Annotated in this window: 15 protein-coding genes and 1 pseudogene; 6 read left to right on the top strand and 10 right to left on the bottom strand. The window is 69.9% G+C overall.

All coding sequences use genetic code 11. From position 1 onward, the window contains the following. Positions 1-74 precede the first annotated feature (74 nt). From ACXKR8_RS35800 to ACXKR8_RS35765, 8 genes and pseudogenes are all read right to left on the bottom strand, one after another. Positions 75-362: a metal-sulfur cluster assembly factor gene (locus ACXKR8_RS35800; protein WP_458275175.1), complete on the bottom strand. Its 288-nt coding sequence runs from the start codon at positions 360-362 to the stop codon at positions 75-77. A 98-nt stretch (positions 363-460) separates the two neighbouring features. After that, a complete protein-coding gene (sufU, locus tag ACXKR8_RS35795; protein WP_458268703.1) occupies positions 461-916 on the bottom strand; it encodes a Fe-S cluster assembly sulfur transfer protein SufU in 456 nt (151 codons plus the stop codon). Positions 917-932: 16 nt separating this feature from the next. Then, positions 933-2198 (bottom strand): cysteine desulfurase, encoded by a 1266-nt coding sequence (locus ACXKR8_RS35790; RefSeq protein WP_458268702.1) that lies wholly within the window; start codon positions 2196-2198, stop codon positions 933-935. Further along, positions 2195-2958 (bottom strand): annotated as a pseudogene (sufC, locus tag ACXKR8_RS35785) (Fe-S cluster assembly ATPase SufC). Before sufC ends, ACXKR8_RS35790 begins: the two are co-directional and overlap by 4 nt. A gap of 5 nt (positions 2959-2963) precedes the next feature. Next, complete coding sequence (locus ACXKR8_RS35780; RefSeq protein WP_458268700.1) at positions 2964-3281, bottom strand: non-heme iron oxygenase ferredoxin subunit; 318 nt, start codon at positions 3279-3281, stop codon at positions 2964-2966. Next, entirely contained in the window at positions 3278-4513 is a 1236-nt protein-coding gene (gene sufD / locus ACXKR8_RS35775; protein WP_458268699.1) for a Fe-S cluster assembly protein SufD, read from the bottom strand. Before sufD ends, ACXKR8_RS35780 begins: the two co-directional genes overlap by 4 nt. Before the next feature lie 63 nt (positions 4514-4576). Beyond that, positions 4577-5989 (bottom strand): Fe-S cluster assembly protein SufB, encoded by a 1413-nt coding sequence (sufB, locus tag ACXKR8_RS35770; protein ID WP_458268698.1) that lies wholly within the window; start codon positions 5987-5989, stop codon positions 4577-4579. Beyond that, the gene (locus ACXKR8_RS35765) at positions 5986-6753 is read right to left on the bottom strand and encodes a helix-turn-helix transcriptional regulator (protein WP_458268697.1); all 768 of its coding nucleotides are present in this window, start codon (positions 6751-6753) and stop codon (positions 5986-5988) included. The genes sufB and ACXKR8_RS35765 overlap by 4 nt, the downstream gene beginning before the upstream one ends. Positions 6754-6885: 132 nt before the next feature. Here ACXKR8_RS35765 and ACXKR8_RS35760 point away from each other — a divergent pair, with 132 nt between their 5' ends. The 5 genes from ACXKR8_RS35760 to ACXKR8_RS35740 all read left to right on the top strand — a co-directional run bounded on the left by ACXKR8_RS35760 (position 6886) and on the right by ACXKR8_RS35740 (position 12381). Continuing rightward, complete coding sequence (locus ACXKR8_RS35760) at positions 6886-7821, top strand: ABC transporter ATP-binding protein (protein WP_458268696.1); 936 nt, start codon at positions 6886-6888, stop codon at positions 7819-7821. Further along, complete coding sequence (locus tag ACXKR8_RS35755; protein ID WP_458268695.1) at positions 7818-8603, top strand: ABC transporter permease; 786 nt, start codon at positions 7818-7820, stop codon at positions 8601-8603. Before ACXKR8_RS35760 ends, ACXKR8_RS35755 begins: the two co-directional genes overlap by 4 nt. Before the next feature lie 173 nt (positions 8604-8776). Beyond that, positions 8777-10201: a glycosyltransferase family 2 protein gene (locus ACXKR8_RS35750; protein WP_458268694.1), complete on the top strand. Its 1425-nt coding sequence runs from the start codon at positions 8777-8779 to the stop codon at positions 10199-10201. Next, on the top strand, positions 10198-11334 hold the full coding sequence (locus ACXKR8_RS35745) for a glycoside hydrolase family 113 (protein WP_458268693.1): 1137 nt from the start codon (positions 10198-10200) through the stop codon (positions 11332-11334). The genes ACXKR8_RS35750 and ACXKR8_RS35745 overlap by 4 nt, the downstream gene beginning before the upstream one ends. A 78-nt stretch (positions 11335-11412) precedes the next feature. Then, complete coding sequence (locus ACXKR8_RS35740) at positions 11413-12381, top strand: COX15/CtaA family protein (RefSeq protein ID WP_458268692.1); 969 nt, start codon at positions 11413-11415, stop codon at positions 12379-12381. A 72-nt stretch (positions 12382-12453) separates the two neighbouring features. On the opposite strand, the gene ACXKR8_RS35735 is transcribed toward ACXKR8_RS35740, so the two are convergent. Together ACXKR8_RS35735 and ACXKR8_RS35730 are read right to left on the bottom strand one after the other, a co-directional pair. Next, complete coding sequence (locus ACXKR8_RS35735; protein ID WP_458268691.1) at positions 12454-12771, bottom strand: hypothetical protein; 318 nt, start codon at positions 12769-12771, stop codon at positions 12454-12456. 61 nt (positions 12772-12832) lie between these two features. Continuing rightward, positions 12833-13774 carry a heme o synthase gene (locus tag ACXKR8_RS35730; RefSeq protein ID WP_458268690.1) on the bottom strand — a complete coding sequence of 314 codons (942 nt, stop codon included), beginning with the start codon at positions 13772-13774 and terminating at the stop codon, positions 12833-12835. A 368-nt stretch (positions 13775-14142) separates the two neighbouring features. Here ACXKR8_RS35730 and tkt point away from each other — a divergent pair, with 368 nt between their 5' ends. After that, positions 14143-16224, top strand: coding sequence for a transketolase (gene tkt, locus ACXKR8_RS35725; RefSeq protein ID WP_458268689.1), 2082 nt, complete (start codon positions 14143-14145; stop codon positions 16222-16224). The last annotated feature ends 18 nt before the right edge of the window (positions 16225-16242 follow it).

Here is a 16242-nt window from a genome sequence, read left to right as displayed (position 1 = left end):
TACGACCGCCGCGCGGTTCGATCCCCCAGAAGGGGTGAACCGCGCGGCGGGGCACGCATCAAGCACGGGTGGGCTCAGACGTTGAAGCCCAGGGCCCGCAGCTGGTCCCGGCCGTCGGGGGTGATCTTGTCCGGGCCCCACGGCGGCATCCAGACCCAGTTGATCCGCAGATCCTGGACCAGGCCGTCGGTGGCGGAACGGGCCTGGTCCTCGATGACGTCGGTCAGCGGGCAGGCCGCCGAGGTGAGCGTCATGTCGAGGGTGCACACATCGGACTCGTCGATGTGGACGCCGTAGATCAGGCCCAGGTTGACGACGTCGATCCCCAGCTCGGGGTCGACCACGTCCAGCAGTGCCTCCATCAGGTCGTCCACGGCGACGGTGCCCGCGGTCGTCCCGACGAAGTGGCTCTCGGCCTCGGCCTCGGCGTTGACCGCCGGTGAGGTCTCAGTGGTGTCGCTCATGCGCTCTCCTTCACGGGGTTCTCGGCCAGCGCCCGGGCGGTGGCGTCCTTCCAGGCCATCCAGCTGAGCAGCGCGCACTTCACCCGCGCCGGGTACTTGGAGACACCGGCGAACGCGATGGCGTCCTCCAGCACCTCCTCGTCGCCCTCGGACTGCCCCTTGCTCTGCATCAGCTCCAGGAAGGCCTCCTGGATCTGTCGCGCCTCCCCCAGCGGCTTCCCGACCAGCAGGTCGTTCAGCACCGACGCGCTCGCCTGGCTGATCGAACAGCCCTGCGACTCGTACGAGATGTCGGCGACCTTGCCGCCGTCCAGCCGCACCCGCAGGGTGATCTCGTCACCGCAGGTGGGATTGACGTGGTGCACCTCGGCGTCGCCGTCGCGCAGGCCCTTGCCGTGGGGGTGCTTGTAGTGGTCGAGGATGATGTCCTGGTACAGCGAGTCCATCTTCATGTCTTCCTACCTCCCTTCAGCCGAAGAAGTTCCGGACGTGGTGCAGCCCGTCGATCAGGGCGTCCACCTCCGCCTCGGTGGAGTACAGATAGAACGACGCCCGCGTGGTCGCCGGAATTCCGTAGCGCAGGCAGACCGGCCGGGCGCAGTGGTGCCCGACCCGGACCGCGATGCCCTGCTCGTCCAGCACCTGGCCCACGTCGTGCGGGTGGATGTCGCCGAGGGTGAAGGAGATCGCCGCCCCGCGGTCCTCGGCCGTGGCCGGGCCGATGATCTTCAGGTCGGGGACCTCAAGCAGCCGCCGGACCGCGTACTCGACGATCGCCTTCTCGTGCGCGGCGATGTTGTCCATGCCGATCGCGGTCAGGTAGTCGATCGCCGCGCCCAGGCCGATGGCCTGCGAGATCGGCGGGGTGCCGGCCTCGAACTTGTGCGGCGCCGGGGCGTAGGTGGACGAGCTCATCGACACGGTCTCGATCATCTCGCCGCCGCCCAGGAACGGCGGCAGGTCCTCCAGCAGCTCCTGCCGGCCCCAGAGCACGCCGATGCCGGTCGGAGCCAGCATCTTGTGCCCGGTGAAGGCGACGAAGTCGGCCTCCAGCGCCTGCACGTCCAGCGGCATGTGCGGGGCCGCCTGCGAGGCGTCGATGACGACCAGCGCGCCGACGTCCTGCGCGCGCCGGACGATCGCCTCGGCCGGGTTGATGGTGCCCAGGATGTTGGACACCAGCACGAAGGAGACCACCTTGGTCTTCTCGGTGATGATCTCGTCGATGTTGGAGAGGTCGAGCCGGCCGTCGTCGGTCAGCCCGAACCACTTCAGCTTGGCGCCGGTCCGCTGCGACAGCAGCTGCCACGGCACGATGTTGGAGTGGTGCTCCATCTCGGTGATGACGATCTCGGACTCGGCGTCCACCCGGTACGGCTCGTCGGCCCAGCCCAGCATGTTGGCGACCAGGTTGAGCGACTCCGAGGCGTTCTTGGTGAAGATCACCTCGTCCCGGCTGGGCGCGTTGATGAAGGCCGCGACCTTGTCACGGGCGCCCTCGTACAGCGCCGTGGCCTCCTCGGCGAGCACGTGCACGCCGCGGTGGACGTTGGCGTTGTGCTGCTCGTAGTACTCGGTCATGGCGTCGAGCACCTGGCGCGGCTTCTGCGAGGTCGCCGCGCTGTCCAGGTAGACCAGCGGCTTTCCGTCGTGGAGCTGCCGCTGCAGGATCGGGAAGTCCTTGCGGACCGCCTCGACGTCGAAGCCGCCACCAGGGCGGGGAGAGGAGGTCACGCGGACGCGCCACCCTTCGCGTACTTCTCGTAGCCCTCGTTCTCCAGCTCGTCGGCGAGCTCGGGGCCACCCGACTTGACGATCTTGCCGGCCGCGAAGACATGCACGTAGTCGGGGTGATGTAGCGCAGGATCCGGGTGTAGTGGGTGATCAGCAGGGTGCCGACCTCGCCCGCCTCGCGGACCCGGTTGACGCCCTCGGAGACCACCCGCAGCGCGTCCACGTCCAGGCCGGAGTCGGTCTCGTCCAGCACCGCGATCTTCGGCTTGAGCAGCTCCATCTGGAGGATCTCGTGGCGCTTCTTCTCGCCGCCGGAGAAGCCCTCGTTGACGTTGCGCTCGGCGAAGGCCGGGTCCATCTGCAGCTCGGTCATGGCTGCCTTGACCTCCTTCACCCAGGTGCGCAGCTTGGGTGCCTCGCCGCGGATCGCGGTGGCCGAGGTGCGGAGGAAGTTGGAGACCGAGACGCCGGGGATCTCCACCGGGTACTGCATGGCCAGGAAGAGGCCGGCCCGGGCCCGCTCGTCCACGGTCATCGCCAGCACGTCCTCGCCGTCCAGGGTGACGGTGCCCTGGGTGACGGTGTACTTGGGGTGGCCGGCCAGGGAGTAGGCGAGGGTGGACTTGCCGGAGCCGTTGGGGCCCATGATGGCGTGCGTCTCACCCTGCTTGATGGTCAGGTCGACGCCGCTGAGGATCTCGCGGGGACCGTTCTCCGTCTCGACGGTGACGTGCAGGTCGTTGATTTCAAGGGTTGCCATAGGGCTCAGGACTCCTGGGTGACGGAGACGAGCACATCGTCCCCTTCGATCTTTACGGGGTACACGGGGACGGGCCGGGTCGCGGGCAGTCCGGAGGGCTTGCCGGTCCGCAGGTCGAAACTCGACCCGTGCAGCCAGCACTCGATGGAGCAGTCGTCGACCTCGCCCTCGGAGAGGGAGACATTGGCGTGCGAGCAGATGTCGTTGATCGCGAACACCTCGCCCCCGGTGCGCACCAGCGACACCGGGACCTCCTCCACCACGACGCGCTTGGGGGTGTCCGCCTCGAGCTCGCTCAGCGCGGCGACACGCACGAAACTCATCCGACCGAGCCCTCCAGCTCCGTGTCGATGGTCGCGATCAGGCGCTCCTGCAGCTCGGGCAGCCCGATCTGCTGGACCAGCTCGGCGAAGAAGCCGCGCACCACCAGACGACGCGCCTCGTCGGCGGCGATCCCGCGGGACTGCAGGTAGAACAGCTGCTCGTCGTCGAAGCGGCCGGTCGCCGAGGCGTGTCCGGCACCGACGATCTCGCCGGTCTCGATCTCCAGATTGGGGACCGAGTCGACCCGCGCGCCGTCGGTGAGGACCAGGTTGCGGTTGAGCTCGTAGGTGTCGGTGCCCTCGGCGGCGGCCCGGATCAGCACGTCGCCGATCCACACCGCGCGCGCGTCCTTGCCCTGCAGCGCGCCCTTGTAGACGACGTTGCTGCGGCAGTGCGGCGCCTCGTGGTCGACGAAGAGGCGGTGCTCCAGGTGCTGGCCGGCGTCGGCGAAGTACAGCCCGAACAGGTCGGCCTCGCCGCCGGGGCCGGCGTAGACCACCCGCGGGTGCAGCCGGACCAGGTCGCCGCCGAAGCTGACGATCACCGACTTGAACGAGGCGTCCCGGCCGATCAGCGCGGTGTGCTGGGCGACGTGGACCGCGGTGTCGTCCCAGTCCTGGATGGAGACCACGGTGAGCTTGGCGCCGTCGCCGAGCAGGTACTCGACGTTGGCGGCGAGCACGGCGTCACCGGTGTGCTCGATGACCACCAGCGCCTCGGCGAACGCGCCCAGCTCGATCACCTGGTGCCCGTAGCCGGTGCCTCCCTGGCCGTGCACCGAGATCCGGATCGGCTCGGTCAGCACGGTGTCGCGCGGCACGGAGACCAGTCCGGCCTTCTCGAAGCCGCTGAACGCCTGGGCGGCGACCCGGTCCACCGGCTTGCCGGCCTTGCCGACCCGGGGGTCGGTGCGGTCGACCAGCTCGACGAGGACCCCGGCCGGGGCGCTGACGTCGACCTTGACCGCGTCCGGGTCGGCCTTGGCGCTGCCGTCGTGCAGCCCGCGGAGCCGGTTCAGCGGGGTGAACCGCCAGTTCTCCTCGCGACCGGTCGGGACCGCGAAGTCCGCGACGTCGTAGGAGGCGACGGCGTCCAGGCGGGCGTCCACCGGCTGGGCGACGGTGTCGCGCCCGGTCCCCGGACCGGCCAGCTGCGCGCCGGGGCCGGCCGTGCCGACCTCGATGGAACCCGCCGTGGTCGACCCACCGGGCGTGTTGGTGGCCTCAGCCATTACTAGAACTGCTCTCTCTCGTATGGAAGCGCGTAGGAAACGACAGTGCCGGGGCGGGTCCGGTCAGCCGACCGAGCCCTCCATCTGCAGCTCGATCAGCCGGTTGAGCTCCAGCGCGTACTCCATCGGGAGCTCCTTGGCGATCGGCTCCACGAAGCCGCGGACGATCATCGCCATCGCCTCGAACTCGGTCATGCCCCGGCTCATCAGGTAGAAGAGCTGGTCCTCGCTGACCTTGGAGACGGTCGCCTCGTGGCCCATCGACACGTCGTCCTCGCGGACGTCGACGTAGGGGTAGGTGTCCGAGCGGGAGATGGTGTCCACCAGCAGCGCGTCGCAGAGCACGTTGGACTTGGCGCCCTTGGAGCCCTCGCCGATCTCGATCAGACCGCGGTAGCTGGTACGGCCGCCGCCCCGGGCCACCGACTTGGAGACGATGTTGGACGAGGTGTTGGGCGCCATGTGGACCATCTTGGCCCCGGCGTCCTGGTGCTGGCCGGCGCCGGCGAAGGCGATCGACAGGGTCTCGCCCTTGGCGTGCTCGCCCATCAGGTAGACGGCCGGGTACTTCATGGTGACCTTGGAGCCGATGTTGCCGTCGACCCACTCCATGGTCGCGCCCTCGTAGGCCACGGCCCGCTTGGTGACCAGGTTGTAGACGTTGTTCGACCAGTTCTGGATGGTCGTGTAGCGGCAGCGGCCGCCCTTCTTGACGATGATCTCGACCACGGCGCTGTGCAGCGAGTCCGAGGAGTAGATCGGGGCGGTGCAGCCCTCGACGTAGTGGACGTAGGCGTCCTCGTCGACGATGATCAGCGTCCGCTCGAACTGGCCCATGTTCTCGGTGTTGATCCGGAAGTAGGCCTGCAGCGGGATCTCGACGTGCACGCCCTTCGGCACGTAGATGAAGGAGCCGCCGGACCACACCGCGCTGTTCAGCGAGGCGAACTTGTTGTCGCCGACCGGGATGACCGTGCCGAAGTACTCCTGGAACATCTCCGGGTGCTCCTTCAGCGCGGTGTCGGTGTCCATGAAGATGACACCCTGCGCCTCGAGCTCCTCGTTGATCTGGTGGTAGACCACCTCGGACTCGTACTGGGCCGCGACACCGGCGACGAGGCGCTGCTTCTCGGCCTCCGGGATGCCCAGCCGGTCGTAGGTGTTCTTGATCTCGGCCGGCAGGTCCTCCCAGGACTCCGCCTGCTTCTCGGTCGACCGGACGAAGTACTTGATGTTGTCGAAGTCGATGCCGGTGAGGTCGGAGCCCCAGGTCGGCATGGGCTTCTTGCCGAACAGCTTCAGCCCCTTGAGCCGCAGGTTCAGCATCCACTCCGGCTCGGACTTCTTCGACGAGATGTCACGGACGACAGCCTCGGAGAGGCCGCGCTTCGCGGTGGCGCCTGCGGTGTCGGAGTCGGACCAGCCGAATTCGTACGTGCCGAGGCCCTCGAGCTCCGGGTGCGCGGTGGTGGTCATACGGGGTTCCTCCCGGAGGCGTGCGGTTCGGTGGGTGCGGACGTTTCGATGGGGGCCGGCGTGGCCGCGGCGGGGACGAAGGTGGTGCAGACCCCGTCGCCGTGGGCGATGGTGGCCAGCCGCTGCACATGGGTGCCGAGCACCTGCGAGAAGACCTCGGTCTCGGCCTCGCAGAACTGCGGGAACTGCTCGGCGATGTGCGCGACCGGGCAGTGGTGCTGGCAGAGCTGCTCTCCGAGCGGGGCGCGCCGCACCGTCGCAGCGTACCCGTCGGTGGTCAGGGCGGCGGCAAGCAGCTCGGTCGGAGTGGCTTCGCCGTCGTCGCCGAGGGCCGTGCGGTAGCGCTCGGCGTCCCGGGCCAGCCGGGCCCGGGCGAAGGCGGCCAGGGCTTCCTGGCCGGCCTCGCCGCCGCCGGCCGATTCGGCCAGGAAGCGCAGCGCGTCGGCGGCCAACTGGTCGTAGGCCTGGTAGAAGGCGTCCCGGCCGGAGTCGGTGAGCAGGAAGACCTTGGCCGGACGGCCGCGGCCGCGGTGCCCGTAGACCTTCTGCTCGCGGCCGGTGACCAGGCCGGAGGCGAGCATCGCGTCGAGGTGGCGGCGGACCGCTGCCTGGGTCAGGCAGAGGCGTTCGGCCAGGTCGGCGGCACTGCTGGGGCCGTGGTCCAGGATCGAGCGGGCCACGCGATCACGGGAGGAGACGGCGGCCACGCCGACATGGGCAGTCGTCGATTCGACTGCCGCGGGCCCCTCCTCACGCTCTCGCATGTTTTTCACAACTCCATTGTTGCGTAATTCATTCCACCGAAACAACCCGCTCCGCGATCACCGGCTGTCTGATCAATCACTTAGGTTTGCCTAACCTGTCCTTGGATTTCGATCCTGAATAGACTCAGCGCCATGCAATCCGAAGCGGCTGCCGTCGCGGTCACCGGCCTGGTCAAGCGCTACGGCGAGAAGACGGCGGTGAACGGCCTCGACCTCACCGTCGCCCGCGGCAGTGTCACCGCGGTGCTCGGTCCCAACGGGGCGGGGAAGACCACGACGATCGAGACCTGCGAGGGCTACCGCCGCGCCGACGCCGGCACGGTCAGGGTGCTCGGCCTCGATCCCGGCGTTCCGGCCGAGGCCGCGAAACTCCGTCCACGGATCGGTGTGATGCTGCAGTCCGGGGGCGTGTACCCCGGCGTGCGCGCCCTGGAAATGCTGCGGCACACCGCGAAACTGCACGCCCATCCGCTGGACGTGGACGCCCTTTCGGCCCGGCTCGGCCTGGACTCCTGCGGTCGCACCGCATACCGCCGCCTCTCCGGCGGCCAGCAGCAGCGGCTCGCCCTCGCCATGGCGGTGGTCGGCCGCCCCGAACTGGTCTTCCTGGACGAGCCCACCGCCGGGCTCGACCCGCACGCCCGCCGGGCCACCTGGGACCTGGTCCGCGACCTGCGCGCCGACGGCGTCACCGTGGTGCTGACCACGCACCACATGGACGAGGCCGAGCAGCTCGCCGACCAGGTCGCCATCGTGCACGGCGGCCGGGTGATCGCCGAGGGCAGCCCCGCCGAACTCTGCCGGAGCGACGCCCAGAACACCGTGCGCTTCCGGGCTCGACCCGGACTCGACGTGGGCTCGCTGCTCAAGGCCCTGCCGGACGGCACCGCCGTGGCCGAGGCCACCCCCGGCAGCTACCTGGTCGAAGGCACCGTGGATCCGCAGCTGCTGGCCACCCTGACCAGCTGGTGCGCCCAGTCCGGTGTCATGCCGGAGCAGCTCGCGGTGGGCCGACGCACCCTCGAAGACGTCTTCCTCGAACTGACCGGACAGGACCTCCGCGGATGAGCAGCGACGCCAGTAGCGACGCCATGTACACACCGGCCCCGGGCGCGGCGCCGATCGGCCGAATGCTCAGGGCGCAGACCGCGCTGGAGACCGGCCTGCTGCTGCGCAACGGCGAGCAGCTGCTGCTCACCGTGATCATCCCCAGCGTGCTGCTGGTGCTGTTCAGCGCCGTCGACATCGTCACCACCACCGGGCCCGGGGCCCGGGTGGACTTCCTCGCCCCCGGCCTGCTCGCGCTGGCGGTGATGTCCACCGCCTTCACCGGCCAGGCCATCGCCACCGGCTTCGAACGCCGGTACGGGGTGCTCAAGCGGCTCGGCGCGAGCCCGCTGCCGCGCTGGGCGCTGATGACCGCCAAGACCGGAAGCGTGCTGGTCACCGAGGTGCTGCAGGTGGCGCTGCTGTCCGCGATCGCCTTCGCGCTGGGCTGGCATCCGCACGGCAACCCGCTGTCGGTGCTGCTGCTCCTGCTGCTCGGCACCGCCGCCTTCTCCGGCCTCGGCCTGCTGATGGCGGGGACGCTGCGGGCCGAGGCCACCCTGGCCGCCGCCAACCTGGTCTTCATCCTGCTGCTGCTGGCCGGCGGTGTGATCGTCCCGCTCTCGAAGTTCCCAGGCGCGGTCCGCCCGGTGCTGGAGGCGCTGCCGATCAGCGCCCTCTCCGACGGGCTGCGCACGGTGCTCCAGCAGGGGGCCGCGATGCCCTGGGGCGACCTGGGCATCCTCGCTGTCTGGGCCGTGCTCGCGCTGGCGGCGGCGGCCCGCTTCTTCCGCTGGGAGTAGCGGATTCCACTAGGGGGCAGGGCCGAGGGTCACGGTTCGCCAACGGTCCCGGGCTTTCCCGGCTCGGGAAGCCTTTGCCGAACGTTTGCGTGATATCAATCGGCGAGCAGCTAAATGAGATCGACCCCTTCCGGTTAGCGACTTCGAGGGTCGCGAGGGAAAGGGGCCGAGGGTTGAGCCTCACCCGCCTGGACGCCAAGCAGTTGAAGCGTCAAGCAGCCTGGACCCCCTCGTTCCTCCCCTTCCTGTTCACCTTTGTGATCAGCCTGTACATCTCCGTCGTCACCTACAGCGACCGGACCCACCTGCTCGGCTGGGTCACCACCGTGCTGTGGACGGTGCCGAGCGCCGCCTCCGCCGTCGGCCTGTACGGGGCCCTGCTGACCCTGCGCCGGGTACGCCGCCAGCGCGGCTGGAGCGAGGTCGCGCCCGCCTGGGACGACGTGCTGGTGGTGGTGGTCCCCACCATCGGGCGGCACGACACCTACCCGGCCCTGGAACGCGCCGTGCTCAGCTACGCCAGGTACCTGCCCGAGTACTTCCCCTTCCTGCGGATCGACATCGTGGTCGAGGAGGGCTGCGAGGCCGCGGCCTCGATCGACGCCCTGGCCGCCAGGAACCAGGCGCTCAGGGTGGTCGTGGTGCCGAAGAGCTATCGGACGCCCAACGGGACCAGGTTCAAGGCCCGCGCCAACAACTACTCCCATGAACTCCGGATCACCCACCACGAGGACCGCGACGACGTCTGGGTGCTGCACATGGACGACGACACCGGGGTGGGGCCCGACACCGGGGCGTCCATGGCCCGCTTCATCAACGCCCAGCGCCGGGTCGGCCCGGACCAGGCGAAGCACCTGGCCCAGGGGGTGCTCACCTATCCGCGCGAGTACGCCGTCAACCGGATGACCTGGCTGTGCGACGCGGTGCGCCCCTCCTGCGACATCACCCTGTTCGCCGCCATGACCGGGCGCGGCACCCCGCGCGCGGGCCTGCACGGCGAGCTGCTGCTGATCCGGTCCTCCGTCGAGGCGACCATCGGCTGGGACTTCGGCCCCAAGGCGATCGTCGAGGACGCCCAGCTCGCCCTCAACTTCAGCGCCCGCTACAAGGGCCGCAGCGACTGGTTCTCCGGCTCCTGCTACGGAGCCTCCCCGGCGACCATGCGGGACCTGATGAAGCAGCGCGAGCGCTGGGCCTGGGGCCTGATCGCGCTCGCCTTCAACCCCACCGTCCCGCTGCGCAGCCGCCTGCTGCTGCTCTACAACGTCTCCGCCTGGACCCTGGGGCTGTTCCAGCACGTCGGCGTGATCCTCGCGTTCGGCGCGCTGATCGGCGACCTCAACACCTCGCCGGCCAGTCCGCTGATCCTGCCGCTGTGGGCGCTCAATGTGGCCTCCGGGGTGTGGATGTACTGGGAGGGGCTGAAGATCAACGCCACCGCCTCCGCCAACGGCCGCCGGCTGTGGTGGGAGCCGGTCGCCGTGGTCGCGCTGATCCCCTTCTTCTCGCTCTACGAGGGCATCGCGGTCTTCCGCGGCCTGCTGCGGTTCCTCCGCCGAACGGAGAACAAGTTCGTCGTGATAGCGAAGCCCGCATGACCGCCGCCCCCGGCCGGCTCAGCAGGGCCCTGGCCGCCGTCCTGCTGCTGGCCCTGACCGCCGCCGGCTGCTCCTCCCAGCTCGGCAAGTACGCGCACGCGGACAGCGGCCCGACCGCCGCGCCCACCCCGACCAGCACCGTCGCGACCCCCTGGAAGCAGGGGCGGCCGCAGCTCGGGATCCAGGTCTACTGGGGCGACAGCTCCGCCGACAGCGACAGCACGCTGCGGCTCAAGGCCGACCGGATGATCGCCTATGTGACCTCGCTCGACGCCAACTCGATCTCCCTCTCCTTCCCCTTCCACACCCCGGGACCCCACGCCGACACCGTCGCGGCCGGCAGCGACACCCCCTCCCCCAGGCGGCTGGACATCGTCGTGCAGCGGGCCAAGGCGGCCGGGCTGCGGATCACCCTGCGCCCGCTGCTGGACGAGACCACCTTGGTCGCGGCGGGGCCGAACCAGTGGCGCGGCAGTCTGCAACCCGCCGACCGGACCGCCTGGTTCGCCTCCTACACCAGGTTTCTGACCCCCTATCTGGCGCTGGCCCAGCGGGACGGGGTGCAGAGCTTCGCGATCGGCAGCGAGTTCAGCTCGCTGCAGGGCGACAAGCGCTGGGCCGGACTGGTCCGCAGCGCCCGAGCCGTCTACCGGGGCGAGTTGACCTACGCGGCCAACTGGGACAGCTATGTGGACACCGCCGTGGGCGTCCCGGTCGACCGGATCGGCGTCGACGCCTACCCCCCGCTGAAGAAGCTGGGCGACAACGCCGGCATCGCCCAACTGGTGGCCGGCTGGAACAGCTGGCTGGACCGCAAAACCTCGGGTCCGCTGCCCGACTCCCTGTTCTACGAGGTCGGCGCACCGGCCGAGAAGGGGGCCTACCAGCACCCCGGCGTCTGGGGGAACAACGCCGACCGGCTCGACCTGACCGTCCAGCAGAACTGGTTCAAGGCCGCCTGCCAGGTCGCCCGCGGCCGGGACATGGCCGGCCTCTACTGGTGGCGCTACGACCTGCACCAGGATCCGGCGGCGGCCGACCCGCTGCACGACCGCACCGACTCCTGGGTCGGCCGCCCGGCCGCCGACGCCATCCGCAGCTGCTTCGCCGCCTGGGCGGCCGCCGCGAACTGACGGCGCGGACTGACGGCGCGGACTGACGGGCCGCCCCCCGTCCGAAGATCGCACAGGGGCGCAATCTACGATGAACGGGTGCGTACCCCCTTCTCCTTCCTCGCCGAGCGCGTCACGGTCTCCGACCGGGTCGTCCGCTGGACGGCGTTCGCGACCCTGGTGATGAGCGTGCTGGTGGTGGTGACCGGTGGCGCGGTCCGCCTCACCAGCTCCGGGCTCGGCTGCCCCACCTGGCCGACCTGCACCGGCAGCAGCATCGCCACCACCCCGGCGATGGGCATCCACGGCATCATCGAGTTCGGCAACCGGATGCTCACCGACGTGCTGTGCGGGGTGATCGGTCTCGCCATCCTCGCCGCCCGCTGCGCCAAGCCGTGGCGGCGCAGCCTCACCCGGCTCGGCTGGGCCCAGTTCTGGGTGACCGTGTCGCAGGCCGTGCTGGGCGGGATCACCGTGCTCACCCACCTCAACCCCTTTGTGGTCTCCTGCCACTTCCTCGCCTCGACCGTGCTGATCCTGACCGCGCTGGCGATGTGGCAGCGCAGCCGCGAGGGCGACGGGGCGCCGGTGCGGACGGTCGGCCGGCCGGTGATCCAGCTCTCCCGGTTGACCATCGCGGTGACCGCGGCGCTGATCGTGGCCGGCACCCTGGTGACCGGCACCGGGCCGCACTCCGGTGACGGCACCGAGGTCAAGCGGATGCCCTTCGACTGGGAGAAGATCAGCCAGTTCCACGCGGACTTCGCGATGGTCACCATCGGGCTCTCGCTGGCGATGATGTTCGTGCTGCTGGCCGTGGACGCCCCGAAGGGGCCGCGGCGCCGGGCGCTGGAGTTCTTCGTGGTGCTGATGTCCCAGGCCGTGATCGGCTTCGTGCAGTACTTCACCCACCTGCCGGAGCTGCTGGTCGGGGTGCACCTGCTCGGCGCGGCCCTGGTCTGGATCGCCGTGCTGCGGCTGCACCTCTCGCTGCGCACCCGCCCCGAGGTCGGCGCGCTGCCGCGGCCCGCGAACATCGAGACCGTGACGGACCTCGCCGCGGTCTGAGCAACCAGGACAGCACAGCAGAGGGGCCGGTCCGCACGAAGCGGACCGGCCCCTCTGCTGTGCTGTCCTGCGTCAGGCCTGGGTGCCGCCGAGCTGCAGCCCGGCCATGCGCTTCCACTCGTAGGAGCTGGTGCGGACCTTCAGGCCCAGCTCGCCCTCGAAGGACTCGTGCAGGGTGATCCCGGACAGCTCCACCGCGCGGGCGGCCACCGCCGGGCTGGGCGCGACCTGGTCGCCCCAGGCGCCGTCGGCGCCGACCAGGACGATCCGGGTGGAGATCCCCCCGACGTACTCGACGACCCCGTCGGCGCTGCCGCCGTGGGCGGCGGCGAAGGTCCGGATGTGCTTGGCGATACGCGCCGCGCAGCGCTCGTCAGACTTTTCGCTCATGGGGCTGATGCTACCCATCAGTAGAAGTCCTGCCTATGTGAGCCCGGCTACTTCAGCCTGGCTACTTCAGGAAGGGGTCGAGTGCGATCTCGACGAAGAGCAGGGTCAGATAGGTGATCGACCAGTGGAACAGCCGCATCTCCTTGAGCTTCGCGCCCACCACGCCGTTCCTGGCGCGGGCCAGCAGCCCGTGCGCCTCCTTGAGCCAGAACGCGCCCAGCAGCACCGCCGAGACCGGGTAGACCAGGCTGGTGTGGGCCAGCGGCCACAGCGCCAGCGACACCGCGACCATCACCCAGCTGTAGGCGACGATCTGCTTGGCGACGGCCTCGTTGGTGGCGACCACCGGCAGCATCGGGATGCCCGCATTGGCGTAGTCGTCCTTGACCTTCATCGACAGCGGCCAGTAGTGCGGCGGCGTCCAGAAGAAGATGACCAGGAACAGCACCACCGGGGCCCAGCTCAGCGAGCCGGTGACGGCCGCCCAGCCGATGAAGACCGGCATGCAGCCGGCGATGCCGCCCCAGACGATGTTCTGCGAGGTGCGGCGCTTCAGACCGAGCGTGTAGACAAAGACATAGAACAGCAGTGCCGCCAGCGCCAGCGCCGAGGACAGCGGATTGACCAGCAGCGCCAGCCAGACCGTGGAGCCGATCGCCAGCGCGATGCCGAACACCAGGCACTCGCGCGGGGACACCATGCCGGTGACCAGCGGGCGGCGCTCGGTGCGGTGCATCAGCGCGTCGATGTCGCGGTCGATGTACATGTTGAGGGCGTTGGCGCCACCGGCCGACAAATATCCGCCGACCACGACGTACAGCACCAGCAGCAGGTCCGGGACACCGTGCTGCGCGAGGAACATCACCGGAACGGTGGTGATCAGCAGCAGCTCGATGATCCGCGGTTTGGTCAGTGCGACGAATGCCCCGACACGGGCCGGAAACGGCCGATGCCCGGGGTTCGCCTTGACCAGCCCGGCCGGGCGGGTTTCGACGGCGGTCACGAACACCCCTGGTTGATGGAGATCCGCAGGACCGGGACGTGAACCGCCCCGGCAGCCCTGCGCGTACCACGCCACCTTAGACGTTGCCTATAGCTGCTTCGTCGCGGGGTCCTGCTTCAGGTAACCGTGTTGCGCCGTTCAGCGGGCGGTTCCCCGGACGATCCCTCAGGCTGGCATACAGGAATGGGCTACTGGCCTGAGGGAATGCGCCGTGATGACCGCCTGTTGGGCTCTGCCGGGAACGGGCGTACGCATCAGCGGTAGGCTCGCACCGTACAGCGGGTCAACGCTCTGTGACCAGGTCCGCCACCGTCGACGGTCCCCCGGCACCGGGTCGAAAGACGATACGGAAGGAGCCCTGATACAGGGTGAGTACGACGCCGAGCAACACTTTTGAGTGGACCGAGCTCGACCAGCGGACGGTGGACACCGTGCGCGTTCTGGCGGCGGACGCCGTGCAGAAGGTCGGCAACGGCCACCCGGGCACGGCTATGTCCCTGGCCCCGGCTGCCTACCTGATTTTCCAGCGGTTCCTGCAGCACGACCCGTCCGACGCGGCCTGGACCGGGCGCGACCGCTTCGTGCTGTCCCCCGGGCACACCAGCCTCACCCTCTACATCCAGCTCTACCTGTCGGGCTACGGGCTCACCCTGGAGGACCTCAAGTCCTTCCGCGTCTGGGGCTCGCTGACTCCGGGTCACCCCGAGCACGGCCACACCACCGGCGTCGAGACCACCACCGGCCCGCTGGGCCAGGGGGTGGGCAACGCGGTCGGCATGGCGATGGCGGCCCGTTACGAGCGCGGCCTGTTCGACCCGGAGGCGGCCGAGGGCACCTCCCCGTTCGACCACACCATCTGGGGCATCTGCTCGGACGGCGACCTGGAGGAGGGCGTCTCCGGCGAGGCCTCCTCGCTGGCCGGCCACCAGAAGCTGGGCAACCTGGTCTTCCTGTACGACGACAACCACATCTCGATCGAGGGCGACACCGAGACCGCCTTCTCCGAGGACGTCCTCAAGCGCTACGAGGCCTACGGCTGGCACGTCCAGCGGGTCGCCCCGGCCGAGAGCGGCGACCTGGACCCGAAGGCGCTGCACGCCGCCATGGTCAAGGCCAAGGCCGAGACCGGGCGCCCCTCGATCATCGCCATGCGCACGATCATCGCCTGGCCGGCCCCGCACGCCAAGGGCACCGAGGAGTCGCACGGCTCCGCCCTGGGCGCGGACGAGGTCGCCGCCACCAAGCGGGTCCTCGGCTTCGACCCGACCAAGTCCTTCGAGGTCACCGACGAGGTGCTGGCCCACGCCCGCAAGGTCGCCGACCGCGGCGCCGAGGCGCACGCCCAGTGGAACAAGGGCTACGAGGAGTGGCGCTCCGCCAACCCGGCGCGCGCCGCCGAGTGCGACCGGATCGCCGCGGGCGAGCTGCCCGACGGCTGGGAGAAGGCGCTGCCGTCCTTCCCGGCCGGCAAGGAGGTCGCCACCCGCAAGGCGTCCGGCGAGGTGCTCAAGGCCGTCGGTGCGATCGTGCCCGAGCTCTGGGGCGGCTCGGCCGACCTGGCCGGCTCCAACCTCACCACCATCGACCCGAACTCCTCGTTCCTGCCCGAGGGCAACCCGCTGCCGTCCGCCGACCCGTACGGCCGCACGATCCACTTCGGGATCCGCGAGCACGCCATGGGCTCGGCCATGAACGGCATCGCGCTGCACGGCAACACCCGGATCTACGGCGGCACCTTCCTCACCTTCTCGGACTACATGCGCGGCGCCGTCCGCCTGGCCGCGCTGATGAAGCTGCCGGTCACCTACGTGTGGACGCACGACTCCATCGGCCTCGGCGAGGACGGCCCGACCCACCAGCCGGTCGAGCACCTGGCCGCGCTGCGCGCCATCCCGGGCCTCAACATCGTCCGCCCGGCGGACGCCAACGAGACCTCGGCCGTCTGGGGCGAGGTGCTCCGCCGCCACGCCGCGAAGCCGGCCCCGCACGGCCTGGCGCTGACCCGCCAGGGCGTCCCCACGTACGAGGCCAACCCGAACGCGGTCAAGGGCGGCTACGTGCTGTTCGAGGCCGAGGGCGGGCAGGCCCAGGTGATCCTGATCGGCACCGGCTCCGAGGTGCAGATCGCCGTCGCCGCCCGGGAGACCCTGCAGGCCGCGGGCATCCCGACCCGGGTCGTCTCGATGCCCTGCGTCGAGTGGTTCGAGGAGCAGGACCAGGCCTACCGCGACGCCGTGCTGCCGCCCTCGGTCCGGGCCAGGGTCGCGATCGAGGCCGGCATCGGCCTGACCTGGCACCGCTACGTCGGCGGCGCCGGTCACATCGTCAGCCTGGAGCACTTCGGCGCCTCGGCCGACTACAAGGTGCTGTACAAGGAGTTCGGCCTCACCGACGACGCCGTGGTGAACGCCGCGCACAAGTCGCTGGATGATGTCGCCGCAGGTCGCTGAACCAGTCGAGACACGTAC

This window comes from Streptacidiphilus sp. PAMC 29251 (assembly GCF_054208735.2).
This window is presented reverse-complemented; position numbering and strand designations above follow the sequence as displayed.